The following is a 24,001-nucleotide window of genomic DNA, read 5'->3' as shown; positions in this document are numbered from 1 at the left end:
ACTTCTTCCTGTTCGTTCGCCCCCGGGGTTTCATGCGTCGATCGCTTCACCTCTTCAGCGCCGTCCTGATGGCCGCCGCGCTCGCCGCCGGCCCGTCCTTCGCCAAGTCCCGCATCAAGGACATCGTGGAGTTCGAGGGTGTCCGCGAGAACATGCTGGTGGGCTACGGCCTGGTGGTGGGCCTGAACGGCACGGGCGACAGCCTGCGCAACGCCCCCTTCACCAAGCAGAGCCTGGAAGCCATGCTGGAGCGTCTGGGGGTCAACACCCGCGACGCCAACCTCAACACCAAGAACGTGGCGGCCGTTATGGTCACCGCCAAGCTGCCGGCCTTCGTGGCCACCGGCTCGCCCATCGACGCCAGCGTCTCGGCGCTGGGCGACGCCAAGAGCCTGCAGGGCGGCACCCTGCTGGTCACCCCGCTGCTGGGCGCCGATGGCCAGGCCTACGCCGTGGGCCAGGGCACGGTGCAGACCGGCTCGGTCTCGGCCGGCGGCGCCTCGGGTTCCTCGATCTCCAAGGGCGTGCCCACCGCCGGACGCATCGCCTCAGGCGCCATCGTCGAGCGGGAGATCGGCTTCCAGCTGGCCAGCATGGCCCAGATGCGCATGACCCTGCGCAACCCCGACTTCACCACCGCCAAGCGCATCGCCGACGTGATCAATGCGAAGTTCCCCGGCTGCGCGCGGGCCGACAACCCCACCATCGTCACCATTCAGCCGAACGCCGGCGCCAACATGGTCGGCTTCATCGCCCAGATCGAGAACCTCACCGTCGAGCCCGACGACGCCGCCAAGGTGGTGATCGACGAAGTGGCCGGCGTGGTGGTGATGGGCGACAATGTCCGCATCTCCACCGTCGCCATCGCCCAGGGCAACCTGACCATCAGCGTCCAGGAAAGCCCGGCGGTCAGCCAGCCCGCCCCCTTCAGCCAGGGCCAGACGACCACCGTGCCCCAGTCGGCGGTCTCGGTGGACGAGGAGAAGGGCAAGAAGCTGATCACCCTGCGCGAGGGCGCCTCGCTCTCGACCCTGGTGGCCGGTCTCAATGCCCTGGGGGTCACGCCGCGCGACATGATCTCCATCCTGCAGGCCATCAAGGCCGCGGGCGCCCTGCAAGCCGACATCGAGGTGATGTGATGGCCGACATCGCCGCCCCCGCCGTCAACCTGGCCCCCGCGCCGGTTCCCATGAGCGCCGCCGAACTGGCCAAGCGCGGCCAGATCGCCCAGACGGCCAAGGACTTCGAAGGCTCGTTCCTCACCGTCATGCTCGGTCAGATGATGAAGGACGTGAAGGTCTCCGAACCCTTCGGCGGTGGCGAGGGCGAAGACATGTTCAAGTCCTTCATGAACGAGGCCATGGCCAAGCAGGTCGTGAAGTCCGGCGGGGTCGGCATCGCCGACGACGTCGCCAAGGAAATGCTGAAGCTTCAAGGTTTGAGTTAGGAAATCACCATGGCCCTCTCCGCCCTGGACGCCGCCGACCGCGTCGAACAGCTGATCATCCTCACCGAGCGTCTGACCGAGCTGGTGGCCCTGGAGGCCCAGGCCTTCGAGCAGCAGCGCCCGCAGGAGGCGATGGCCCACATCGAGGAAACCTCGCGGCTGGCCAATATCTACCGCCACGAGTCGGCCCGCGTCCGCGCCAACCCGGCCATGGTGGCCGCCGCCCCGGTCGCCCAGCGCACCCGCCTGATCCGCGCCACCGAGGCCTTCGACAGCGTGCTGGCCCGCCAGGGCCGGGCGCTGGACGCCGCCCGCACGGTCACCGAGGGCCTGGTCAAGACCATCGCCAACGAGGTCGCCGCCCAGCGCACCACCGGCTCGGGCTACGGCCTCAAGGGCGCCCCCTCGGCCGCCGCCTCGGCCACCAGCATCACGCTGAACAAGCGGGCCTAGGCTTCGTCGCCGCTCTCATCCCCAATGGCGTCGGCCACCAGCTGGCGCCAGGTGGGGTCGGTGTCGTCCACCAGGTCGACGTCGTCCAGCAGGGCCACGCCGCCGCCGCCGTCGGGGAAAACGAGGCCCAGCACCTCCATGGACTCGCCGTCCTGCGTGTCATGGAACTCGGCCTGGACCGCCACGGCCGCCTGCTCCCCGTCCTCGCTCCACCAGATCAGCGGCTGCGGCAGGGGCATTTCGAGAACCCGAGCGTTCTGGGTGTCGGCGAGAGCGAAGATCGCCGCCCTCGCCTGGACGTCCTCCAGGGTCGCGACGCCCGAGGTGAAGGCCTTCAGCCGACCCCAGTCGTCGACGTCATAGCCGCCCTCGTCGTCGCTCATGGTCGCCTCCCGTTCGCCGCGACCCTAGCGGCGGGTCGGCGCGCCCGTCCACCGGCACGGATCAAAACACTTGTTTGAACCCCGCCCTTGGGTCTAGCCTGATCCCATCGCCGGGCCGTTCCGGCGGACGCGTTCTCAGGGCGGGGTGAAAGTCCCCACCGGCGGTAATGCCGACCAGCCTCCTTGCGAGGCGAAATCGGACGAGCCCGCGGGCGCCTGTCGGGCTTCGGCCTGCCAGGGACAGCAGACACCGGTGTGATCCCGGGGCCGACGGTTAGAGTCCGGTTATGAGAACCACTGCTGATGGGTCGCCACGCGTCTATGCGTGGACTCTCGATCCGTCGTCGGTGTGCCCCTGAGTCGTGGTTGAACCACCTTAGGGAACCGACCATGACCCAAGTTACCTACGAGCTGCCCACCGCCAACGGCGCCTATCGCCCCGCGCGCATCGCCTTCGTCCAGTCCTCCTGGCACCACAACATCGTCGACCAGGCCCGCAAGGGCTTCCTGGCGGAGATGGCCAAGCTGGGCTTCGCCGAGCACATGATCGATGTGTTCGAGACGCCGGGCGCCTTCGAGATCCCGCTCCACGCCCAGACGCTCGCCAAGACCACCAAGTACGCCGCCGTCGTCGGCTGCGCCCTGGTGGTGGACGGCGGCATCTACCGCCACGAGTTCGTCGCCGAGACCGTGGTCTCGGCCCTGATGCAGGTGCAGTTGAAGACCGAGGTGCCGATGTTCTCGGTGATCCTCACCCCGCACCACTTCCATGAGCACGACATCCACCAGGCCTTCTTCGCCGAGCACTTCGTCCAGAAGGGCGCCGAGGCGGCCATCGCCTGCGCCAAGACGCTGGAAGGCCTCCAACGCGTCACGGCGGCGGCGTGATGGAGGCGCCCACGGGGTTCGAACCCCACTATCGCAAGAGCCCCCTGACCGATCCCTGGGAGCCGCTCTACAGCCGCAAGACGGACGGCGCCGTGGTGCTGGGCCTGGAGGTCACGGAGGCCCACACCAACAGCCGCGGCTTCGTCCATGGCGGCCTGATCAGCGCGCTCGCCGACAACGCCATGGGCCTGTCCTGCGGCCATCGCCTCGGCGACGGCGCCCGCCTGGTGACGGTGAACCTCACCCTGGACTTCCTGGCCTCGGCCCAGGTCGGCCAGTGGCTGGAGTTCGACACCATCTTCGTCAAACCCGGCGGCAGCCTCTGCTTCGCGCAAGCCTTCGTCACGGCGGATGGCGAGCCGTGCGCGCGGGCGAATGCGGTGTTCAAGGTGGTGCGGAAGGTGAACTGACGGGACCTTGCTCAACCCCAATCCCGACCACAACCCCAACAACCGTCATCCCCGGGCTTGTCCCGGGGACCCAGGATCTCCGCCTCTCCGCAGACAGCACGGCCAACGCCCAGCCATCTGCTGCAGCTCGGAGATCATGGGTGGCCGGGACAAGCCCGGCCATGACGGTCAGAGGGATTGTAATTTTCGTCGCGCTTGCAAAGCTCCACCATGCACACCGAGGGCGCCAACGCCGTCTACATCCTGGCGAGCCGCAAGCACGGCACGCTCTACATCGGCGTCACCAGCAACCTCATCCAGCGCGTCAGCCAGCACCGGGAAGGCCTGCGCCCTGGCTTCACCGAGACCTACGGCGTCAAACGACTGGTCTGGTACGAGCGCTTCGACGGCATCATCGAGGCCATCCGGCGCGAGAAGTCGCTGAAGAAGTACCGCCGCGACTGGAAGATCAACCTGGTCGAGGAGGCGAACCCCAACTGGGAGGACCTCTATGAGAGCCTGTTTGCGGAACCCAGGGGCCCGTTGACGCCGTAGCCACTGCGCTACCCCCTTCCCAACCGTCATGGCCGGCCTTGTGCCGGCCACCCATGATCTCCGTTGTTCAGCAAGCTGGCAGGGCGCCGCCGCGCGCTCTACGGAAAGACAGAGATCATGGGTCCCCGGGACAAGCCCGGGGATGACGGGTCAGGGGGGATTCTAGGTGGGGAACTACCCCTCCAGCTTGTCCTGCGTCTTGGTTTCGAAGTCGCTGGCCTCGTGGCGTTCGCGCAACTGCGACGAGGGCTCGCCGAAGGTGCGGTTGACCATGCGGCCGCGCTTGACCGCCGGCCGCTCGGCGATCTGGTCGGCCCAGCGATTGACGTTCTTGTAGGACGCCACGTCCAGGAACTCCCCGGCCTCGTAGAGCACGCCCTTGGCCATGCCGCCGTACCAGGGCCAGATGGCCATGTCGGCGATGGTGTAGTCGGCCCCGCCCACGTACTCGGCCTCGGCGAGCCGGCGGTCCAGTACGTCCATCTGCCGCTTCACCTCCATGGCGTAGCGGTTGATGGCGTATTCGATCTTCATCGGCGCATAGGCGTAGAAGTGCCCGAACCCGCCGCCCAGGAACGGCGCCGAGCCCATCAGCCACATCAGCCAGGACATGCATTCCGCGCGAGCCGCCGGCTCGGTGGGCAGGAAGGCGTCGCCGAACTTCTCGGCCAGGTGGATCAGGATCGCGCCGCTCTCGAACACCCGGATCGGCTCAGGCCCCGAGCGGTCCAGCAGGGCCGGGATCTTGGAATTGGGATTGATCGCCACGAAGTCGGAGCCGAACTGGTCCCCGGTGCCGATATTGATCAGCCAGGCGTCGTACTCGGCGCCGGTGTGTCCGAGCGCCAGCAGCTCCTCCAGCATGATGGTCACCTTCACCCCGTTGGGGGTGCCCAGCGAATAGAGCTGCAGCGGATGGCGCCCCACCGGCAGCGCCTTCTCGGCCGTGGGGCCCGCGATCGGCCGATTGATCGCCGCGAACCGTCCGCCGCTCTCCTTGTCCCAGGTCCACACCTTGGGCGGAACGTAGCTCTCGGGGAAATTGGTCATGGTCGTGCCCTCCCAGGCGGATCGCGGCTTGGCGTAAGAGTGCGATGTGGGGTGCGCCAAGTCCAATGGGAAGGCCGCGCGCGGCGCTCCGTCCGTCTCCGGATCAATTGTCACCGACCCGTCGCGTCACTGACGCTGAACCCCAACATCACGGTGACGCCGCCGTCACGGAGCGTCCCTAAGCGCCGTCGCATAACTGCAACCGGGGGCGCAGATGTCCAAATTCCAATCCATGCCGAACCTGATGGCCGCGCTTCTGGCCACCTCCGCGCTCTGCGCGCCCGCCGCGGCGCTCGCGCAGACGGACGTCGAGGAGATCGTGGTCACCGGCCAGCGCGAGGCCCAGCGCGCCGCCATCGCCGTGAAGCGCTCGGAGTTCGTCGTCGCCGACGTGGTCTCCGCCGACGACATCGGCAAGCTGCCCGACCACAACACCGCCGCCGCCCTGCGCCGCATCCCCGGCATCTCGGTGATGGAAGACCAGGGCGAGCCGCGCTTCCCGGTGATCCGCGGCCTGCGCTCCACCTATAACCGCACCACCGTCGACGGGGCCCTGCTGGCCTCGGTGGACGAGACCGGCCGCACCGTGCCCATGGACATCGTCCCCTCGGTGATGGCCGGACGCCTGGAGGTGATCAAGACCGTCACCCCCGAGGAGGACGGCAACGCCATCGGCGGCGTCATCAACGTCACCACCCGCTCGGCCTTCGACGCCGGCCGGCCGTTCTTCAACGGCATGGCCTCCTACGGCGACTATGAGCGCAGCGGCGGCGTGCGCAACGACAAGCCCTCCTACCGCCTGGCCTTCGCGGCGGGCGCCACCTTCGGCGCCGAGGATCAGTGGGGCGTGGTCGTCGGCGCCTCCCACGAGCAGCTGGACTACGACATCCCGCAGGTGGAATCCCAGGCCCCCTCGGTGCGGGAATACACCGCCGCCGGCGCTCCGGTCCTCTCGGGCGCCCCCACCGGTAACGGCATCCAGGTGCCCACCTTCAGCCGACTGTTCTGGTACAACAACACCAAGCAGCGCAGCGGCGTGAACGCCAAGATCGAGTACCGCCCCACCGACGACTTCCGCTGGGACGCCTCGGGCCTGTTCGCCCGCATGGAGGACGATGAGGAGCGGATCGAGTACCGCATCGAGCCCCTGGGCAATGTGTCGGCCCAGACCCCCACCAGCGGCGCCTTCGCCCGCGGCCGCGGCGTCATCCAGTTGAACCAGCCGATCACCCGGCGCGAGATCGGCCTGCTCCGCACCGGCTTTGCCTGGGACTTCGCCCCGCAATGGAAGGCCGACGGCGATCTGGTCTATTCCGTGGCCGGCCTGGAGGTCCCCAACCACTCAGTGGAGTTCCGCACCGTCGACACGGCGGCGGCGAACTACGCCTTCACCTATGACACCACCAACCCGCTGTTCCCGGTCTTCACGCCGGTGACCGAGGCCAATCTGCGCAACCCCGCCAACTACGTGCTGCAACAGCACCGCGACGCCCAGGACAAGACCGACGAGAAGACCAGCCAGGCCCGCCTCAACCTCAGCTTCGACGACGGGGCCGAAGACCGCAGCCTGAAGGCCAAGTTCGGCGCGGTCCTGCGCTCCACCCAGCGGGAGTTCACCTCCAGCCAGACCAACTACCGGGCCGGCGCCGGCTTCATCTACACCCTGGCCGAGGTCGACACCGCCGGCCCCAGCGAGATCATCGCCGACCGCTACCGGGTCACCCCGCGCATCGGCGCCGACGAGGCCATGGCGTTCTTCCAGGCCAATCGCGGCCGCTTCACCACCACCGTGGCCGCCCCCACCGGCGACTATGAGGTCAAGGAAGACGTCTATGCCGGCTACGGCCAGGCCAGCTACAAGATCGGCGACCTGACCCTGCTGGGCGGCCTGCGCTATGAGCGCACCAAGGTCGAATCCGACGCGGTCCGCAACACCGCCGGCGTGCTCACCCCGGTCAGCAACTCGGGCGACTACGGCGACTGGCTCCCCAGCGCCCACCTGCAGTGGAACGCGACCGAGAACCTGATCGTCCGCGCCGCCTGGACCAACACCATCGGCCGCCCGGACTACAGCTCGCTCGCCGCCACCGAGGGCCTGGATTTCACCGGCGCCACCCCCACCCTGTCGCGCGGCAATCCCAACCTGAAGGCCCGCGAAAGCCAGGGCTTCGACCTGTCGGTGGAGTACTACCCGCAGGACGGCCTGATCTCGCTGGCGGTGTTTTCCAAGGACATCAAGAACGAGATCTTCACCCTCACCTCCACCGAGACCCTGGATGTCGGCCGGGGCCCGGAGAACGTCATCGTCGCCACCCCGCGCAACGCCGAGACGGCCAAGATCAAGGGCGTGGAGTTCGCGGTGCAGCAGGCCTTCACCTTCCTGCCGGCGCCCTTCGACGGCTTCGGCTTCAATGGCAACCTGACCTGGCTGGACACCGAGTTCACCTTCCTGACCTCGGCCGGCCCCCGCACGACGGGCCTGTTCCAGCAGCCGGAGATCACCACCAACGAGAGCGTCTACTACCAGCGCGGTCCCTTTGAGGCCCGGGTGTCGCACAACTATATCGGCGGCCAGCTGGAGACGATCAACGACGCCAACCCCAATTCCGACCAGTACTGGAAGGGCCGCCACGTCTTCGACGCCAGCATCTCCTGGCGCTTCAATGACAACCTGACCCTCTTCGCCGAGGGCCAGAACCTCTCCAACACCGGCCGCCAGGAAGTCACCGGCCCGGGCCGCAAGTACCTGCAGGAGTGGGCCAACTACGGCCGCACCTACTGGATCGGCGCGGCGATGAACTTCTAGGATACGCCTGATGCTGACCGCTCTGTTCGCCGGCCTGGCCTCCCTGGCCGCCGCCCTCGCCGATCCAGCGGCGGCGGCGGCTCCGCAGGCGGCCGAGGCGCCCGCCCCGGCCTTCGCCTCCCAGGCCCCGACCGTGCGGCGCTACGCCAGCACCGCCACCCAGGGCGCGGCGGTGGGGCCCCGGGACATCTACGCGGTCAGCAACTTCCGCCTGGTCCGCTACGACAAGGCCACCGGTGAACAACGCGCGGCATGGACCGGCGACAAGGCCCGCTTCCCGCACATCAATTCGTGCGCGGTGATCGCCCGGGACCTGGTCTGCGCCAGCTCCAACTTCCCGGCCACGCCCCAGGTCAGCACGGTGGAGATCTTCGATCCCCAGACCCTGGCCCACCGCCGCAGCGTCTCGCTGGGCCTCGGCACGGGCTCCATCACCTGGATCGACCGCCACGACGGCGCCTGGTGGGCGATGTTCGCCAACTATGACGGCCGGGGCGGCGAGCCGCCGCGCGACCACCGCCACACCACCCTGGTGAAGTTCGACGACCAGTGGCGCAGGCTTGAGGCCTGGGCCCTACCCGCCACCGTCCTGGCCCGGGTCGCCCCGATGAGCGTCTCCGGCGGCGGCTGGGGCCCCGACGGCCGCCTCTATCTGAGCGGCCACGACCACCCCGAACTCTATGTCATGGCCCTGCCGGCCGGCGGCGGGGTCCTGGACCACACCGCCACGATCGGCATGGACGCCGAGGGCCAGGCCATCGACTGGGACGAAAGCCAGCCCGGCATGCTCTACGGCATCACGCGGCGCACCCGCGAGATCCTGGCGATGCGGGTGGTGGGGAAGTAGGCCGCGAGGTTCGAGGCCCCCTCACGAGGTGTTCACCGCCCCGCGCCGCTTGCCCGCGCGCACGCCCGCCCAGCCTGCTATTCAAGCCGCGACATCCACATCGCGAATCCGCCATGACCTCGAGCCGCCGCCCCCCCTCCGTCCTGCGCGCCTTCTTCAAGAGCGAGGCGGCCGGGGGACTGATCCTGATGGGGGTCGCGGCCCTGGCCCTGGTGGTGGCCAATTCGCCGCTGGCCGAGGCCTATTTCGCCACCCTGCACACCGCGGTTGCCGGGCTGGACGTGCTGCACTGGATCAATGACGGCCTGATGGCGGTGTTCTTCCTGCTGGTGGGCCTGGAGATCAAGCGCGAGGTGGTGGACGGCGAGCTCTCCACCTGGCCGCGGCGCATCCTGCCCGGCGTCGCGGCGGCCGGCGGCATGCTGGTCCCGGCCGTGGTCTATCTGGCCTTCCAGGGCGGCGATCCGGTGACGATGCACGGCTGGGCCATCCCGGCGGCCACCGACATCGCCTTTGCGCTGGGCATCCTGTCCCTGCTGGGCAAGCGGGTGCCGGTCTCGCTGAAGGTGTTCCTCACCGCCCTGGCGATCATCGATGACCTGGGCGCCGTGCTGATCATCGCCTTCTTCTACACCTCCGACCTGGCGATGTGGGCCCTGGCCGGGGCCGGCGTGGCCCTGGCCGCCCTGGTCGCCATGAACCGCCTGAAGGTTACGGCGCTCACCCCCTATCTGGTGGTCGGCGCCGTCCTCTGGTGGCTGACCCTGCAGTCGGGCGTCCACGCCACCCTGGCCGGGGTGGCGCTGGCCCTGACCATTCCGCTGCGGCGCAGCCTGGCCGTGCCGGACGACGCCCATTCCCCCCTGCACCGGCTGGAACACGCCATCCAGCCCTGGGTCGCCTTCCTGGTGGTGCCGATCTTCGGCTTCGCCAACGCCGGGGTCTCCTTCGCGGGCCTCAGCTTCAGCGCCCTGCTGGCGCCCGTGCCGCTCGGCGTGGCGGCGGGCCTGTTCCTGGGCAAGCAGGTGGGCGTCTTCGGCTCGGTCTGGCTGCTGGTGCGCCTGGGCCTTGCCGAGCGGCCGGCGCGGGCCACCTGGCGGCAGGTCTATGGCGTGGCGGTGCTGTGCGGCATCGGCTTCACCATGAGCCTGTTCATCGGCCTGCTGGCCTTCAAGAGCCCGGAGCTGCAGGAGGCCACCAAGCTGGGGGTCCTGGCCGGGTCGCTGCTGTCGGCGGGCCTGGGCTGGGCCATCCTGCGCAAGGCGCCTGCCCTCAGCAGGGGCAGCGAAGCGCCATAGCCAGGTCCACCAGCCCGCGCAGCCAGGGGGCGTCAGCGCTCACCCACACCTGCCCGCCCAGCGCCAGGTGGACCAGCAGGTCGGCCAGCCGCATCAGCCGACGTCCTTGAGCATCTTCTCCACCGAGGCCAGACGGGTGCGGACGTCCAGCAGGGTGGCCGACATCGAGTCCAGCGCCGTGGCGGTCTCAGCCTGGGTCGAGACCGCGCGCTCGGCGATCAGCCGATAGGCGTTGTCCTCGGTCAGCCGGGCGCGGGCCTGGGCGACGCTGGCGAAATAGCGCATCGCGAACACCGCCAGGATGGTGGCGAAGATCAGGCCGAGGCTGGCGAAATAGACGGGGGTTTCCATGGCTTCTCTCAGGTCTCGGATTTAGGGGTCAGGCTGGCCGCCGCGATGGCGATGGCCGCCGGGGTCAGGGTCAGAGCGAAATCAGACGCCTCGAAATAGTTCAGCGCCTTGCCGTCGGCCGACAGCTCCAGCTGGCTGTTGACCAGGCCGGCCTCCTCCAGCTTGGCCAGGTGCAGGTGCAGCAGCGGCCGGCTGATGCCGATCTCCCGGGCCAGCCGGCTCACATACTGCCGCCCGCCCCCGTGCAGGGCCGCGACAATGCGCAACCGATGCGGATTGGCCAGCGCCGACAGCTGGGTCAGCAGCAGGTCTCCGGCAGGGGGTGGCGTCGATTTCATGTGTAAGAATTATCTGACGCATGTCAGGGAGTCAAGCGCTCAAAGAACCTTCTCCCCTTGCGGGAGAAGGTGGCCGGTCAGCGACCGGTCGGATGAGGGGTCGCGCTCCCCTCTCAGCGCATTTCCCAACCGCCCTAGTCCGATAGGCCTATCGACCCCTCATCCGACCCTGCTCCGCAGGGCCACCTTCTCCCGCAAGGGGAGAAGGTAAACGGTCCTTGCCAACCGGCGTTCGCTCAGCCACCTTGCCCCCCACCAAAGGGAAGACCTCGAGATATGAGTACCGGCTGCATCGCGGGCTGAACGCCCCACCGCACACGCCGCGCCACACCGCGCGGCCCGTACTCACAGATCTCGCCCCTACGGTAACCCATGGCATTTTTGCGCAATGACGCGATCAATCGCGTCAACCTGCATTCCGGCGTCCAGGCCTTGGCCCAGGGCGCGGGGAGCATCTTCTTCTTCGTCCTGATGCTGAAGGCCGGCGTCTCGGTCCCCCACGCCCTGCTGGCCCAGGCGGCCATCGTCACCGGCCGCTTCGTCCTGCGGCCCCTCATGCTGCCGCTGGCCAAGCGGTTCGGGCTCAAGCCGCTGCTGATCGGGGGCGCCTTGATGATGGCCCTGCGCTTCCCCCTGCTGGCGGAGGTGCGCGGGATCGACGCGGCTCTCATCGCCCTGCTGGCGGTCACGGCGGTGGCGGAGCTCAGCTATTGGCTGGCCTACAACACCTATTTCGCCATGCTCGGCGACGACGAGCACCGCGGCCACCAGGTGGCGGCCCGCGAGGCCTTCATCGCCGTGCTCAGCATCGCCTCCCCGCTGCTGGGGACCTGGGCCCTGCTGACGCTGGGACCGCGCTGGGCCTTCGCCGGCATCGCGGTGATCCAGGCGCTTGCCGTCCTGCCGCTGCTGGCCCTGCCCAACATGGCGGTGATCCCCCACGCGCCCGGCGCCCTGCGCGCCTCGCGGCTGGCCTTCGCCCTGATCGCCATCGATGGCTGGTTCGACGCCTGCTACTTCTTCGTCTGGGAGATCGCCCTGTTCCTGTCGCTGGGCGAAAGCATCGCCGCCTATGGTGGGGCTATGGCCCTGGCCGGCCTGGTTGGGGCCTGCTTCGGCCTCTGGGTCGGCCGCCATGTGGACGGCGGCGGCGGACGGCGCGCCGTGCTGATCGCCTATTCCGTGGCCGCGGCCCTGGTGATCGCCCGCGCCGGCAGCCTGCCGACCCCGTGGCTGGCGGTGGCGGCCCACGCGCTGGGCGCAGTGCTCATGCCCCTGCTGCTGCCGCCCCTGGGCGCCGCAGCCTACACCCTCGCCAAGGCTTCGCCCTGCCCCTTCCGCTTCCACATGGCCACCGAGGGCGGCTGGGATATCGGCTGCGCCGGAGCCTGCGTGACCGCCGCGGCCCTGATCAGCCTGGGGACCCCGATGAGCGTCCCCATCCTGCTGGCCCTGCCCGCCGTGGCGGCGGGATTCGCCCTGCTGTGGCGGTATTTTGGAGGGTTGAGAGTGGCCTCATAACAATCGTCATCCCGGCCGCAGCGAAGCGGAGAGCCCGGACCCAGGGGCCGAGATCAATCCCCCCGGGTCCCGGGTCTCCCTGCGGTCGCCCGGGATGACGGCGGAATCTGAAGCACCACCTCCCGCTCCATCCCGATCGCCTCGAGGAAATCCCGGTCGTGGCTCACCACCAGGATCGCCCCGTCATAGCCCCGCAGCGCGGCCTCTATTGCCGCCAGCGAGTCGAGGTCCAGGTGGTTGCTGGGCTCGTCCAGGATCAGCAGCTGCGGCGAGGCCTCCGCGCACAGCACGCAGGCCAGGGCCGCTCGCAGCCGCTCGCCGCCGCTCAGGCTCCCGACGCGCTTGTCGCCGGCCACATTGCGGAACAGGAACCGCGCCAGGGCGGCGCGAGCGGCATTGTCGCCCGCGGTGGGATTGAGCCGCCGGAAGGCCGCCACCAGGGTCTCGTCGTCCCGCAGCATCGCCGTCTTCTGGTCCAGCAGCGCCGCCCGCACCCCGAGCGTCACCCGCCCCGAGGCCGGCTCAAGCTCGCCCACCGCCAGCCGGATCAGCGTCGTCTTGCCCGCCCCGTTGGGCCCGGTCACCGCCACCCGCTCAGGCCCGGTCATCCGCAAATCGAAGGCCAGCCTGGGCCCGCCGGGATGGGCGAAGCTCACGTCCTCGAAGGCCAGCACCCCCTTGCCCGCCGCCAGCCCCGAGGGCGGCAGGTCAAAGGCCAGCCGCCGCAGCCGCTCCACCCTGCCCTGCGCCTGCGCCAGCTCGGCGCCGGCCTGCTCGGCCAGCTTCTCCGCCAGCCGCCCCTCGCGGGCCCCGGAGTTTTCCGCCCGCTCGGCCATGGCCCCCAGCAGGATCTTCGGGGCGCTGCCCGAGGCGGCGAAGCGCTTGCCGGCCGCGTCGCGCCGCGCCTTCTTCTCCCGCGCCCCCTGCGCCTCGCGAGCGACGCGGGCTACCGTTCGCTCGGCGCTGGCCAGGTCCTGATCGGCGGCGGCTTCCTCCTGCGCCTTGCGCTCCAGATAGAGGTCGTAATCGCCGCCATAGACCCTGGCGCCCAGGCTCGACAGTTCGACGATGCGGTCCATCTCCCGCAGCAGGGCGCGGTCGTGGCTGACCACGATGGCGCCGCCCTTCCAGCCGCGCAGCACGCGGGCCACCATCGCCCGGGCCTCGGCGTCGAGGTTGTTGGTGGGTTCGTCCAGCGCGATCAGGTCAGGTTCGGCGATCAGCAGGGCGGCCAGCGCCAGTCGCGTCGCCTCCCCGCCGCTCAGGGTGGCGGCGTCGCGGTCCACATGTTGGCCGGCCAGGCCCACCGCCGCCAGGGCCTGCGCGATGCGGGAATCCAGGTCCCACAAGGCGTTGTCGAAGTCGTCCTCCGAACCGCGCGACGCCTCGATGCGCACCTGTCGGTCAATGTCGGCCCTGACGCCAAGCAGGTCAGCGACCGTGGCGCCCGCCGGCGGGCTCATCGCCTGGCGCAGCACCCCGATCCGCCCTCGGACCACCACGGACCCTGACACCGGCGCCAGCTCGCCGGTGATCAGCCGCAACAGCGTGGTCTTGCCCACGCCATTGCGCCCGACGAGGCCGGTGCGTTCGGCCCCGAAGGCGAGGTTCAGATTGTCGAAAAGGCTTACGCGGTCAGGCGTTGCGTACGAGAGACGCTCGAGGGTCAGATGGGCGGGCATGGGCGACCTTGGGGGCATGGGCGTTCGGGACGAGGCGGCGTTCCGTCGGCGTGCGCATGGTCGTCAGGCTCCTTCTGAGGCCACCAGGATAGGCCGCAGGCCCACCTCGCGCAATCCGGACCCGGCATCCCCGCGCCCCCTTGAGCGGGCGGCGGAATGGCCCGACTCCTCCCTCCATGACCACCGACATGTCCGACCTCGACCGCTACGGCTGCGCCGTCCTCCCCGGCCTCCTGACCCCGGCCGCCTGCCGCGACCTGGCCACCCTCTACGCCGCCGAGCAGGGCTTCCGTAGCCGGGTGGTCATGGGCCGCCACGGCTTCGGCCAGGGCGAGTACCGCTACTTCAGCTACCCCCTGCCAGGCCCGGTCCAGGCCCTTCGCGAGGCCCTCTATCCCCAGCTGGTGGAGATCGCCAACCGCTGGAACGAGACGATGGGCGTCGACGTCCGCTACCCCTTGCAGCACAAGGCATACCTCTCCCGCTGCCACGCCGCCGGCCAGGTTCGCCCCACCCCGCTGCTGCTCCAGTATGGGCCGGGCGATTACAACTGCCTGCACCAGGACCTCTATGGCGAGCACGTCTTCCCCCTGCAGGTGGCCGTCCTGCTGTCGGAGCCCGGCGAGGACTTCACCGGCGGCGAATTTGTCCTGACGGAACAACGGCCTCGCATGCAGTCCCGCGCCGAGGTCGTGCCCCTGCGCCAAGGCGACGCCGTGGCCTTCGCCGTCCACCATCGCCCGGTCCAGGGGACCCGCGGCGCCTATCGCGTGAGCATGCGCCACGGCGTCAGCCGCCTGCGCAGCGGTCAGCGCCATACGCTGGGGATCATCTTCCACGACGCGGCTTGAGCCTTGCCTTGAGGCTCGGAACGGCCAAGGCTCAGGCCTTCAGTTGGGGAGTTCCGCCTTGCACCGTTTGACCGTTTCGCTCGCGATCCTGTGGGCCTCCTGCGCCCTGCCCGCGCTGTCGGCCACCCCCGCCGCCGAGGCCCACAAGGCGGCCATCGTCCTGGACACCCACTTCGACACCCCGGCCAACTTCCACCGCCCCGGCTGGGACATGCTGGACCGCCACTCGGTGGAGGCCGACGGCAGCCAGGTGGACTATCCGCGCATGGTGGACGGCGGGGTCGACGGCGGCTTCTTCGCCATCTTCACCCCGCAGGGCGCCCGCACCCCCGAGGGGGACGCCAAGGCCCGCGACGCGGCCCTGCTGCGGGCCGTCGAGATCCACGAAATGGTGGCCAAGCACGGCGCGAAATTCGCGCTGGCCACCAAGGCCGAAGAGGCCGCCCCCATCCTCGCGGCGGGCAAGAAGGTGGTCTTTATCAGCATGGAGAACAGCCAGCCGGTGGAGGCCGACCTCACCCTGATGCAGACGTTTTATGTGCTCGGCGTCCGCATGATGGGGCCCATCCACTTCCTCAACAACGACCTGGGCGACTCCTCCACCGACCCCAAGGGCAAGGAGTGGAACGGCCTGAGCCCCAAGGGAAAAGCCTTCGTCGCCGAGGCCAACCGGCTGGGGGTGGTGCTGGACGCCAGCCATGCGTCGGACGAGGTCCTGGACCAGATGCTGGCGCTCTCCACCACCCCGCTGATCCTGTCCCACTCAGGCCTGGACGCCATCTTCGACCACCCCCGCAACATCGATGACAACCGGCTGAAGGCGCTGGCCGCCAAGGGCGGGGTGATCCAGATCAACGCCTTCTCCAACTACATGGTCGCCTCGCCCAAGATCCCCGAGCGCGACGCCGCCATGGCCGAGCTGATGAAGTCCATCGGCGTCGGCGGCCGCGACATGACGCCGGCCCAGCGCAAGGCCTTCCTCGACGGCCGCAAGGCCATCGACGCCAAGTGGCCCGTGCCCCGCGCCAATCTCGACGACTTCATGAAGCACATGCTGCACGCCATTCAGGTGGCCGGCATCGACCATGTCGGGGTCTCCGGCGACTTCGACGGCGGTGGCGGCATCGCCGGCCTGGAGGACGTCACCGACTACCCGAAGATCACCGAACGCCTGATCGCCGCCGGCTATTCCAAGGACGACGTCGCCAAGGTCTGGGGCGGCAACGCCCTGCGGGTCCTGAAGGCGGCCGCCGACGCCCGCACCGCCAAATAGCGGGGCTTGCCTGACGCGGGGACCAGGCGTCCAGATTGCCCTCACAGGCCGGCGTTGGATCGGCCGCAAAGGGAGACGCGCATGGACCTCGGCCTCAAGGACAAGACCATCTTCGTGGCCGGCGCCAGCCGCGGCATCGGACTGGGGATCGTGGAGGCCTGTCTGGCGGAGGGCGCCAAGGTGGCGATCACCGCCCGCGGCGCCGAGGCGCTGGAAGAGACCCGCGCCCGGCTCGCGGCCCAGTACGGCGAGGACAAGCTCTGGGCCATGTCCGGCGACATGCGCGACACCGCTGTCATCGAGAAGGCCCTGGCCGGGGCGGAGGCGGCGCTCGGGCCCATCTTTGGCGCGGTGGCCAATGTGGGCCTGCACCCTTGCCCGCCCGGGACTGAGGTGGACGACGACACCTGGGACGCCGGCTTCTCGCAGAACCTGGGCTCGGCCTGGCGGCTGGCGCGGGGCGCCTACCGGATGATGGCGCCGCGCGGCGAGGGCGCGATCCTGTTCATCAGCTCCATCGCGGGCCTGGGCGCGTTGGGCACGCCGCTGACCTACGGCACCGCCAAGGCGGCGATGAACCACCTGACCAAGGAACTGGCCCACATCACCGGCGCCACCGGGGTGCGGGTCAACGCCATCGCGCCCGGCAACATCGTCTTCCCCGGCGGCGACTGGGAACAGCGCGCCAACGGCCCCCGCGCCGCGGCCTGGACCCGCTGGCTGGAGCGCGAGGTGCCGATGAAGCGGTTCGGCAGGCCCGAGGAGATCGGCGCGGCGGCCGCCTTCCTGCTCAGCCCCCAGGCCAGCTTCGTGCATGGCGCCGTGGTGCCGGTGGACGGGGGTCAGACCCGATGACCTACGAACACCTGGACCTCCGCGTCGAGGGCGATGTCATCTGGGCCACCATGAACCGGCCCGAGCGGCTGAACGCCTTGAACCGCAAGCTGGTGGAGGAACTGCGCGACTTCTTCGTCGGCCTCTACTGGCGGCGGGATGTCCGCGTCGTGGTGCTGGCCGGCGCGGGCGGGGCCTTCTGCGCGGGGCTGGACCTGAAGGAGCGCGCCGGCTCCAACGAGGGCGGCAAACGCTCGGTGGGGGCGAGCCTCACCGGCCAGCGGCAGATCAGTGAGATCGTCATCGCCATGCGCCGCTGCCCACAACCGATCATCGCCTGTGTCGACGGCGCGGCCAGCGGCGGCGGCTTCGCCCTGGCGCTAGCCTCCGATGTGCGGCTGGCGACCCCGCGGACGCGCATGAACGCCGCCTTCATCCGCATCGGGCTGTCGGCCTGCGATATCGGGGTCAGCTATTTCCTGCCCCGCATGGTCGGCAGCTCGGTGGCCGCCGAGTACATGCTGACCGGCCGCTTCATCGAGGCCGAGCGGGCCTATCAGCTGGGCCTGATCAGCCGCGTCGTCGCGCCCGAGGCCCTGGAAGCCGAAGGCGCGGCCTTCGCCGCCGACATGCTCAACGCCACGCCGCTGGGCCTGCGGCTCACCAAGGAGGCGCTGAACCACGCCATCGACGCCAATGGCCTGGAGGCGGTGATCGCCATGGAGGACCGCAACCAGATCCTCTGCGCCCAGGACGACGACTTCGGCGAGGGCGTCCGTGCCTTCCTGGAAAAACGCCCGCCGGTCTACGAGAAACGCGAAGCCTGATCCCTGCTGACAGATTCTGGCAGTTGGCGCGTTAGAGTCCGCGCGCGACCACGGCGGGCGGGAGGTGGGAACAGGTGTCCATGCGACATTTGTTCCCGCATTGTTCCCATGTTATCCGTGAGTCCGTTCACTACATTAAGCGGTCCCGTCGAGACCCTCGGCGGGTGAAGAGCGTTTCAGGACAACATGGCCGAACAGCTGAACTTCATCCGCGTGCGCGGCGCGCGTGAGCACAATCTGAAGAACGTCAACGTGGACATTCCGCGGGGCGAGCTTGTCGTGCTGACCGGCCTGTCGGGGTCGGGCAAGAGTTCGCTCGCCTTCGACACCATCTACGCCGAGGGCCAGCGCCGTTATGTCGAGAGCCTGTCGGCCTATGCGCGCCAGTTTCTGGAGCTGATGTCCAAGCCGGACGTGGACCTGATCGAGGGCCTGTCGCCGGCCATCTCCATCGAGCAGAAGACCACCAGCCGCAATCCGCGCTCGACGGTCGGCACGGTCACCGAGATCCACGACTACATGCGCCTGCTGTGGGCGCGCGTCGGCGTGCCCTATTCACCGGCCACCGGCCTGCCGATCGAGAGCCAGACCGTCTCCATGATGGTCGACAAGCTAACCGCCCTGCCCGAGGGCGAGCGGCTCTATCTGCTGGCGCCGGTGGTGCGCGGCCGCAAGGGCGAGTACCGCAAGGAGATCGCCGAGTGGCAGAGGGCCGGCTTCCAGCGGCTGAAGATCGACGGCGAGTTCTTCCCCATCGAGGACGCGCCCGTCCTGGACAAGAAGTTCAAGCACGACATCGACATCGTGGTGGACCGGCTGGTGACCAAGGCCGGCCTCGAGGGCCGCTACGCCGACAGCCTCGAGACCGCCCTGAAGCTGGCCGAGGGCATCGCCGTGGCCGAATGGGCCGACAAGGCCGAGGGCGAGACCGAGCCGCGGCGCCTGCTGTTCTCCGAGAAGTTCGCCTGCCCGGTCTCCGGCTTCACCATCAGCGAGATCGAGCCGCGGCTGTTCTCCTTCAACAACCCCTACGGCGCCTGCCCGGTCTGCGACGGCCTGGGGATGAAGCTGGCCTTCGACGCCGACACCATCGTGCCCGACAAGGACAAGTCCCTGCACAAGGGGGCCATCGCGCCGTGGTCCAAGGGCCCCTCGCCCCTCTACACCCAGACCCTGCAGGCCCTGTCGCGGCACTATGGCTTCTCGATGGACGAGCCGTTCTACAAGCTGCCCGACCAGGCCAAGAAGGTGGTCCTCTACGGATCGGGGACCGACAAGATCAAGTTCGTCTATGACGACAACGCCCGGAAATACGAGGTCAACAAGACCTTCGAGGGCGTGCTGCCCAATCTGGAGCGCCGCTGGCGGGAGACCGACTCATCCTGGGTGCGTGAGGAGTTGGGCCGCTATCAGTCCGAGACGCCCTGCGAGGCCTGCGAAGGCTATCGTCTGAAGCCGGAGAGCCTGGCGGTGAAGATCGCCGGCCAGCATGTCGGCCAGGTCTCACGGCTGTCGATCCGCCATGCCGAGGAATGGTTCACCGGCCTGGAGACCAGCCTCACCGACAAGCAGATGGAGATCGCGCGGCGGATCCTGAAGGAGATCAATGATCGCCTGCGGTTCCTGGTGAACGTCGGCCTGGACTATCTGAACCTCAGCCGCGCCTCGGGCACGCTGTCGGGCGGCGAGAGCCAGCGCATCCGCCTGGCCAGCCAGATCGGCTCAGGGCTGACCGGTGTGCTCTACGTGCTGGACGAGCCCAGCATCGGCCTGCACCAGCGCGACAACACCCGCCTGCTCACCAGCCTCAAGGGCCTGCGCGACCTCGGCAACTCGGTGCTGGTGGTGGAGCATGACGAGGAGGCGATCATGACCGCCGACTACGTCATCGACATGGGCCCGGCCGCCGGAATCCACGGCGGCGAGATCATCGCCGAGGGCACCGCCGCCCAGGTGATGGCCAACCCCAAGAGCATCACCGGCCAGTACCTGTCGGGCGCCCGCGAGATCGAGGTGCCCCAGGACCGCCGCCCGATCTCCAAGAAGAAGGTGCTGCGGGTCGTGGGCGCCACCGGCAACAATCTGAAGAACGTGACGGCCGAGATCCCGGCCGGGACCTTCACCTGCATCACCGGGGTGTCGGGGGGCGGCAAGTCCACCTTCACCATCGAGACCCTGTACAAGGCCGCGGCCCGCCGGCTGCACAACGCCTCGGACGCGCCCGCCCCCCACGATCGCATCGAGGGGCTGGAGATGTTCGACAAGGTCATCGACATCGACCAGAGCCCGATCGGCCGCACGCCGCGTTCCAACCCGGCCACCTATACCGGCGCCTTCCAGCCGATCCGCGACTGGTTCGCCGGCCTGCCGGAGTCCAAGGCCCGCGGCTACGGGCCGGGCCGGTTCAGCTTCAACGTCAAGGGCGGCCGCTGCGAGGCCTGCCAGGGCGACGGGCTGATCAAGATCGAGATGCACTTCCTGCCCGACGTCTACGTCACCTGCGATGTCTGCCACGGCAAGCGCTACAACCGCGAAACCCTGGAGGTGCTGTTCAAGGGCAAGTCGATCTCCGACGTCCTGGACATGACCGTCGAGGAGGCCGCCGACTTCTTCAAGGCGGTGCCGCCCGTGCGCGACAAGATGGAGACCCTGAAGAAGGTGGGCCTGGGCTATGTCCAGGTCGGCCAGTCGGCCACCACCCTCTCCGGCGGCGAGGCCCAGCGGGTCAAGCTGTCCAAGGAGCTGTCGCGCAAGGCCACCGGCAAGACCCTCTACATTCTCGATGAGCCCACCACGGGCCTGCACTTCGAGGACGTGAAGAAGCTGCTGGAGGTGCTTCACGAGCTGGCCGACCAGGGCAACACCATGGTGGTCATCGAGCACAATCTCGACGTGGTGAAGACCGCCGACTGGATCGTCGACTTCGGTCCCGAGGGCGGCGACGGCGGCGGCGAGATCGTGGCCCAGGGCACCCCGGAACAGGTGGCCGCCAATTCCAAGAGTTGGACCGGCCGCTACCTCGCCGAAATCCTCAAGCGCCACGAGGATCGCCGCAAGGCCCGTGTAAAGAAGCTGGTGAACGCGTAGCGAAATCCTCCCTCGCCTTCATGGGGAGGGCGTAGAAGCGCTTCCCTCAAACAGTCGTTTGAAATAGCGTCGGCTCCATTGTTTTGAGCATTGGAGTCGACCCTATGAAGCTGTACGGCGCGCCCAACCCGGCCCCCAATCCCCGCCGCGTGCGCATCTTCCTGGCCGAGAAGGGCATCGACCTGCCCGAGACTCCGGTCAACATGATGAAGCGCGAGCACAAGAGCCCGGAATTCCGCGCCAAGAACTCCATGGGCCAGCTCCCCGCGCTGGAGCTGGACGACGGCACGACGATCTCCGAGACCGTCGCCATCTGCCGCTATCTGGAAGAAACCAACCCCGAGCCGCCGCTGTTCGGCACCACGGCGGTCGAGAAGGCCCTAGTCGACCAGTGGGTCCGCCGCGTCGAATTCGCCGTCATGACGCCGGTCGGCATGTACTGGCGCCACGCTCACCCGCGCACCGCGGCCTTGCTGACCCAGTTCAAGGATTTCGGCGAGTCCAACGCCGAGACCTACAAAGGCGCGCAGAAGTATCTGGATCGCGAGCTGGCCGGTCACCAGTTCGTGGTGGGCGACACCTACACCATGGCCGACATCTGCCTGCTCTCCACCGTCGACTTCGCCGAATGGATCGGCCTGCCGATGGATCCGGAGTTTACGCACCTCAAGGCCTGGCATGACCGGGTCACGGCGCGTCCCAGCGCAGCCGCCTGATGCGATCGCTCCGTGGGGCTCAGCCCCGCGGAGCGCCCGTCAGTTCGCGATAGGCCTCGGCCAGCGGCGAATAGATCATCACCACCTGCAGGATCGGCAGCAGCAGCTGCACCATCAGAGTGGCGATGAAGGCCACGATGGCCAGCGGCGCGAGATTGCCCGGATTGGCGATGGCCTCGTTGCCGCCGGCCAGGGCCACGGTGGCGGCGCTGATGATGGAGAACAGCAGCCAGACCATCACATAGAAGATGATGGCCAGGATGGTCATGCCAAACAGGCTCCAGAAGTGGCCCTTGGTCAGACGCCAGGAGTCGGTGATGGCGATGCGGTGTTCAGCGAAGGTCATCGGCGTGGCCAGCAACAGGCGAACCCCCGCCCAGATCATCCCGCCCGTCACACCCAGACTGACCAGGATCCCCAGCGGCCCACCCACGGTGGCCGCGGTAAGCCCCACGAGCAGGAAGGCGAGCCCCAGGGAGAACAGAATCAGATTGACCAGGGTCAGCCGCAGCTCGTCTGGCCCCAGGCGCAGATGCGCGAAGCCCTTCTCGGACGGCCGCAGCGCAAGCCGGTAGATGCCGCCCATCAGAATCGAGGTCAGGACGACGGCCATCACCATGACCAGCAGGAAGGCCGGCAGGTGCTGCTTGAACATCGCGCCATAGGCGGCCGCATCGCCGGCGCCCTGGTTGCCGCTCTTGAGGAAGGTGATGAAGTCCGGGCCCAGGGCCACGACCATGATCACCGCGATCACCATGATCCCCAGGAAGTAGACCAGGCTCCAGGCCAGGATCGTGCCTGGCCGTTCGCGCGTGATTCTGAAGCCTTCCAGCGCCGACTCGCTCGGCGAAAACTTGGTCATGTCTGTCCTCTGGCCGTCCGTCTGATAGACCAAACGAGTCAGCCGCCCCTTTGGCTGCGATCTTTGCGGTTGCGGCTCCCGGGCCGCAAGGCCTCGCTCGCGATCCGCGCCAATCGTTGCTACTTAGCCACGCATGAGCACCCAGATTGACCCAGTCCACGTGATCGGCGGCGGCCTCGCCGGTTCGGAAGCCACCTGGCAGATCGCCCAGGCCGGCGTGCCGGTGATCCTGCACGAGATGCGCCCAGTGCGCGGCACCGACGCGCACCACACCGACGGCCTGGCCGAGCTGGTCTGTTCCAACTCCTTCCGGGCCGACGACTGGACCGCCAACGCCGTGGGCCTGCTGCACGCCGAGATGCGCCGCCTGGACTCCATCATCATGTCCTGCGGCGACGCCCACCAGGTGCCCGCCGGCGGCGCCCTGGCCGTCGACCGCGACGGTTTCTCCCAGGCGGTCACCGCCAGGCTTGAGGCCCATCCCAACGTCAGCATCGCGCGCGAGGAAGTCGCCGGCCTGCCTCCGCCTGAGTGGGACAGCGTGATCGTCGCCACCGGCCCCCTCACCTCCCCGGCGCTGTCCGAAGCGATCCTGTCCCTGACCGGCGAGGGGGAGCTGTCGTTCTTCGACGCCATCGCCCCCATCGTGAACTTCGACTCCATCGACATGGGCGTGGCCTGGCGCCAGTCGCGCTACGACAAGGAAGGCCCCGGCGGCGACGCCGCGGCCTACATCAACTGCCCGTTGGACAAGGCCCAGTACGAGGCCTTCATCGACGCCCTGCTGGAGGGGCCGAAGAGCGAGTTCAAGGAGTGGGAGAACGTCCCCTATTTCGACGGCTGCCTGCCCATCGAGGTGATGGCCGAGCGGGGCCGCGAGACCCTGCGCCACGGCCCCATGAAGCCGGTGGGCCTGACCAACGAGCACAATCCCCAGGAGAAGGCCTACGCCATCGTCCAGCTGCGCCAGGACAACGCTCTGGGCACACTCTGGAACATGGTGGGCTTCCAGACCAAGCTGAAGCACGGCGCGCAGAGCGATATCTTCCGCACCATCCCCGGCCTGGAGAAGGCGGTGTTCGCGCGGCTCGGCGGCCTGCACCGCAACACCTTCCTCAACAGCCCCAAGCTGCTGGACGACCAGCTGCGTCTGAAGCTTCAGCCGCGCCTGCGGTTCGCTGGTCAGGTGACCGGGGTCGAGGGTTATGTGGAGAGCGCGGCCATGGGCCTGCTGGCCGGTCGCCTGGCCGCCGCCGAGCGCCTGGGCGCGCCCATCGAGGCCCCACCGGCCACGACGGCGCTCGGGGCCCTGGTGGGCCACATCACCGGCGGCCACCTGGAGGGCGGCAAGGGCAGCTTCCAGCCGATGAACATCAACTACGGCCTGCTGCCCCCCGTCGAAGGCATCGCCAAGCGCGACGAGGCCGGACGCCGCCTGGGCGCCAAGGAAAAGACCCGCGGCAAGAAGCTGGCGGTGGGCGAGCGCGCTCTGGCCGACCTGGAGGCCTGGGTCACAGGTGGCGCAAAGATCGCCGCCGAGTAG

22 protein-coding genes, 1 pseudogene and 1 riboswitch are annotated in these 24,001 nt (G+C 68.7%); of the genes and pseudogenes, 17 read left to right on the top strand and 6 right to left on the bottom strand.

What is annotated here, in order from left to right; all coding sequences use genetic code 11:
• The first annotated feature begins 32 nt into the window (after positions 1-32).
• The 3 genes from Q7J39_RS17280 to Q7J39_RS17270 are packed head-to-tail and all read left to right on the top strand — an operon-like array spanning position 33 to position 1,900.
• Positions 33-1,139, top strand: coding sequence for a flagellar basal body P-ring protein FlgI (locus tag Q7J39_RS17280; protein ID WP_304828065.1), 1,107 nt, complete (start codon positions 33-35; stop codon positions 1,137-1,139).
• Positions 1,139-1,447, top strand: a complete 309-nt coding sequence (locus Q7J39_RS17275; RefSeq protein ID WP_304828062.1) for a rod-binding protein — start codon at positions 1,139-1,141, stop codon at positions 1,445-1,447. The genes Q7J39_RS17280 and Q7J39_RS17275 overlap by 1 nt, the downstream gene beginning before the upstream one ends.
• Before the next feature lie 9 nt (positions 1,448-1,456).
• Positions 1,457-1,900 carry a flagellar basal body protein gene (locus Q7J39_RS17270; protein WP_304828059.1) on the top strand — a complete coding sequence of 148 codons (444 nt, stop codon included), beginning with the start codon at positions 1,457-1,459 and terminating at the stop codon, positions 1,898-1,900.
• Here Q7J39_RS17270 and Q7J39_RS17265 read toward each other — a convergent pair.
• A complete protein-coding gene (locus Q7J39_RS17265; RefSeq protein WP_304828056.1) occupies positions 1,897-2,283 on the bottom strand; it encodes a hypothetical protein in 387 nt (128 codons plus the stop codon). The genes Q7J39_RS17270 and Q7J39_RS17265 overlap by 4 nt on opposite strands.
• A 127-nt stretch (positions 2,284-2,410) precedes the next feature.
• A riboswitch (FMN riboswitch) is annotated at positions 2,411-2,582 on the top strand.
• Between the two features lie 91 nt (positions 2,583-2,673).
• On the opposite strand from Q7J39_RS17265, the gene Q7J39_RS17260 reads away from it, so the two are divergent.
• The 3 genes from Q7J39_RS17260 (at position 2,674) to Q7J39_RS17250 (ending at position 4,115) form a co-directional block, all read left to right on the top strand.
• A complete protein-coding gene (locus Q7J39_RS17260; RefSeq protein WP_304828053.1) occupies positions 2,674-3,171 on the top strand; it encodes a 6,7-dimethyl-8-ribityllumazine synthase in 498 nt (165 codons plus the stop codon).
• A complete protein-coding gene (locus Q7J39_RS17255) occupies positions 3,171-3,581 on the top strand; it encodes a PaaI family thioesterase (RefSeq protein WP_304828048.1) in 411 nt (136 codons plus the stop codon). The genes Q7J39_RS17260 and Q7J39_RS17255 overlap by 1 nt, the downstream gene beginning before the upstream one ends.
• 210 nt (positions 3,582-3,791) lie before the next feature.
• Positions 3,792-4,115 (top strand): GIY-YIG nuclease family protein, encoded by a 324-nt coding sequence (locus tag Q7J39_RS17250; protein ID WP_304828045.1) that lies wholly within the window; start codon positions 3,792-3,794, stop codon positions 4,113-4,115.
• 174 nt (positions 4,116-4,289) lie between these two features.
• Here the strand turns inward: Q7J39_RS17250 and yghU are convergent, their stop codons facing one another.
• A complete protein-coding gene (gene yghU / locus Q7J39_RS17245; RefSeq protein ID WP_304828042.1) occupies positions 4,290-5,165 on the bottom strand; it encodes a glutathione-dependent disulfide-bond oxidoreductase in 876 nt (291 codons plus the stop codon).
• 241 nt (positions 5,166-5,406) lie between these two features.
• On the opposite strand from yghU, the pseudogene Q7J39_RS17240 reads away from it, so the two are divergent.
• From Q7J39_RS17240 to nhaA, 3 genes and pseudogenes are all read left to right on the top strand, one after another.
• A pseudogene (locus tag Q7J39_RS17240) lies at positions 5,407-7,971 on the top strand (TonB-dependent receptor); the annotation flags it as partial.
• Between the two features lie 10 nt (positions 7,972-7,981).
• Positions 7,982-8,818, top strand: a complete 837-nt coding sequence (locus Q7J39_RS17235) for a hypothetical protein (protein ID WP_370690099.1) — start codon at positions 7,982-7,984, stop codon at positions 8,816-8,818.
• Between the two features lie 113 nt (positions 8,819-8,931).
• On the top strand, positions 8,932-10,116 hold the full coding sequence (gene nhaA, locus Q7J39_RS17230; RefSeq protein WP_304828039.1) for a Na+/H+ antiporter NhaA: 1,185 nt from the start codon (positions 8,932-8,934) through the stop codon (positions 10,114-10,116).
• A 93-nt stretch (positions 10,117-10,209) separates the two neighbouring features.
• Here nhaA and Q7J39_RS17225 read toward each other — a convergent pair whose 3' ends face one another.
• Together Q7J39_RS17225 and Q7J39_RS17220 are read right to left on the bottom strand one after the other, a co-directional pair.
• A complete protein-coding gene (locus Q7J39_RS17225) occupies positions 10,210-10,467 on the bottom strand; it encodes a hypothetical protein (protein WP_304828036.1) in 258 nt (85 codons plus the stop codon).
• 8 nt (positions 10,468-10,475) lie between these two features.
• Positions 10,476-10,805 carry a helix-turn-helix domain-containing protein gene (locus Q7J39_RS17220; RefSeq protein ID WP_304828033.1) on the bottom strand — a complete coding sequence of 110 codons (330 nt, stop codon included), beginning with the start codon at positions 10,803-10,805 and terminating at the stop codon, positions 10,476-10,478.
• A 372-nt stretch (positions 10,806-11,177) separates the two neighbouring features.
• Here Q7J39_RS17220 and Q7J39_RS17215 point away from each other — a divergent pair, with 372 nt between their 5' ends.
• Positions 11,178-12,326: an MFS transporter gene (locus Q7J39_RS17215; RefSeq protein WP_304828030.1), complete on the top strand. Its 1,149-nt coding sequence runs from the start codon at positions 11,178-11,180 to the stop codon at positions 12,324-12,326.
• 53 nt (positions 12,327-12,379) lie between these two features.
• Here Q7J39_RS17215 and Q7J39_RS17210 read toward each other — a convergent pair whose 3' ends face one another.
• On the bottom strand, positions 12,380-14,008 hold the full coding sequence (locus Q7J39_RS17210) for an ABC-F family ATP-binding cassette domain-containing protein (RefSeq protein WP_304828027.1): 1,629 nt from the start codon (positions 14,006-14,008) through the stop codon (positions 12,380-12,382).
• A gap of 176 nt (positions 14,009-14,184) precedes the next feature.
• Here Q7J39_RS17210 and Q7J39_RS17205 point away from each other — a divergent pair, with 176 nt between their 5' ends.
• From Q7J39_RS17205 to Q7J39_RS17180, 6 genes are all read left to right on the top strand, one after another.
• Entirely contained in the window at positions 14,185-14,859 is a 675-nt protein-coding gene (locus Q7J39_RS17205; protein WP_304828024.1) for a 2OG-Fe(II) oxygenase, read from the top strand.
• A gap of 58 nt (positions 14,860-14,917) precedes the next feature.
• A complete protein-coding gene (locus Q7J39_RS17200) occupies positions 14,918-16,132 on the top strand; it encodes a dipeptidase (protein ID WP_304828021.1) in 1,215 nt (404 codons plus the stop codon).
• 81 nt (positions 16,133-16,213) lie between these two features.
• Positions 16,214-16,987, top strand: a complete 774-nt coding sequence (locus tag Q7J39_RS17195; protein WP_304828016.1) for an SDR family NAD(P)-dependent oxidoreductase — start codon at positions 16,214-16,216, stop codon at positions 16,985-16,987.
• Positions 16,984-17,793, top strand: coding sequence for an enoyl-CoA hydratase/isomerase family protein (locus Q7J39_RS17190; protein WP_304828013.1), 810 nt, complete (start codon positions 16,984-16,986; stop codon positions 17,791-17,793). The genes Q7J39_RS17195 and Q7J39_RS17190 overlap by 4 nt, the downstream gene beginning before the upstream one ends.
• A gap of 186 nt (positions 17,794-17,979) precedes the next feature.
• Positions 17,980-20,880 (top strand): excinuclease ABC subunit UvrA, encoded by a 2,901-nt coding sequence (gene uvrA / locus Q7J39_RS17185; RefSeq protein ID WP_304828009.1) that lies wholly within the window; start codon positions 17,980-17,982, stop codon positions 20,878-20,880.
• A 104-nt stretch (positions 20,881-20,984) separates the two neighbouring features.
• A complete protein-coding gene (locus Q7J39_RS17180; RefSeq protein ID WP_304828006.1) occupies positions 20,985-21,596 on the top strand; it encodes a glutathione S-transferase family protein in 612 nt (203 codons plus the stop codon).
• Positions 21,597-21,615: 19 nt separating this feature from the next.
• On the opposite strand, the gene Q7J39_RS17175 is transcribed toward Q7J39_RS17180, so the two are convergent.
• The gene (locus Q7J39_RS17175; RefSeq protein WP_304828003.1) at positions 21,616-22,458 is read right to left on the bottom strand and encodes a hypothetical protein; all 843 of its coding nucleotides are present in this window, start codon (positions 22,456-22,458) and stop codon (positions 21,616-21,618) included.
• Between the two features lie 133 nt (positions 22,459-22,591).
• On the opposite strand from Q7J39_RS17175, the gene trmFO reads away from it, so the two are divergent.
• On the top strand, positions 22,592-24,001 hold the full coding sequence (gene trmFO, locus Q7J39_RS17170) for a methylenetetrahydrofolate--tRNA-(uracil(54)-C(5))-methyltransferase (FADH(2)-oxidizing) TrmFO (RefSeq protein WP_304828000.1): 1,410 nt from the start codon (positions 22,592-22,594) through the stop codon (positions 23,999-24,001).

The sequence above is a fragment of the Phenylobacterium sp. genome (assembly GCF_030651185.1).
GTDB lineage: Bacteria > Pseudomonadota > Alphaproteobacteria > Caulobacterales > Caulobacteraceae > Phenylobacterium.
Note: the sequence above shows the minus strand (reverse complement) of the source record. Positions and strands in the feature narration are given on the sequence as shown.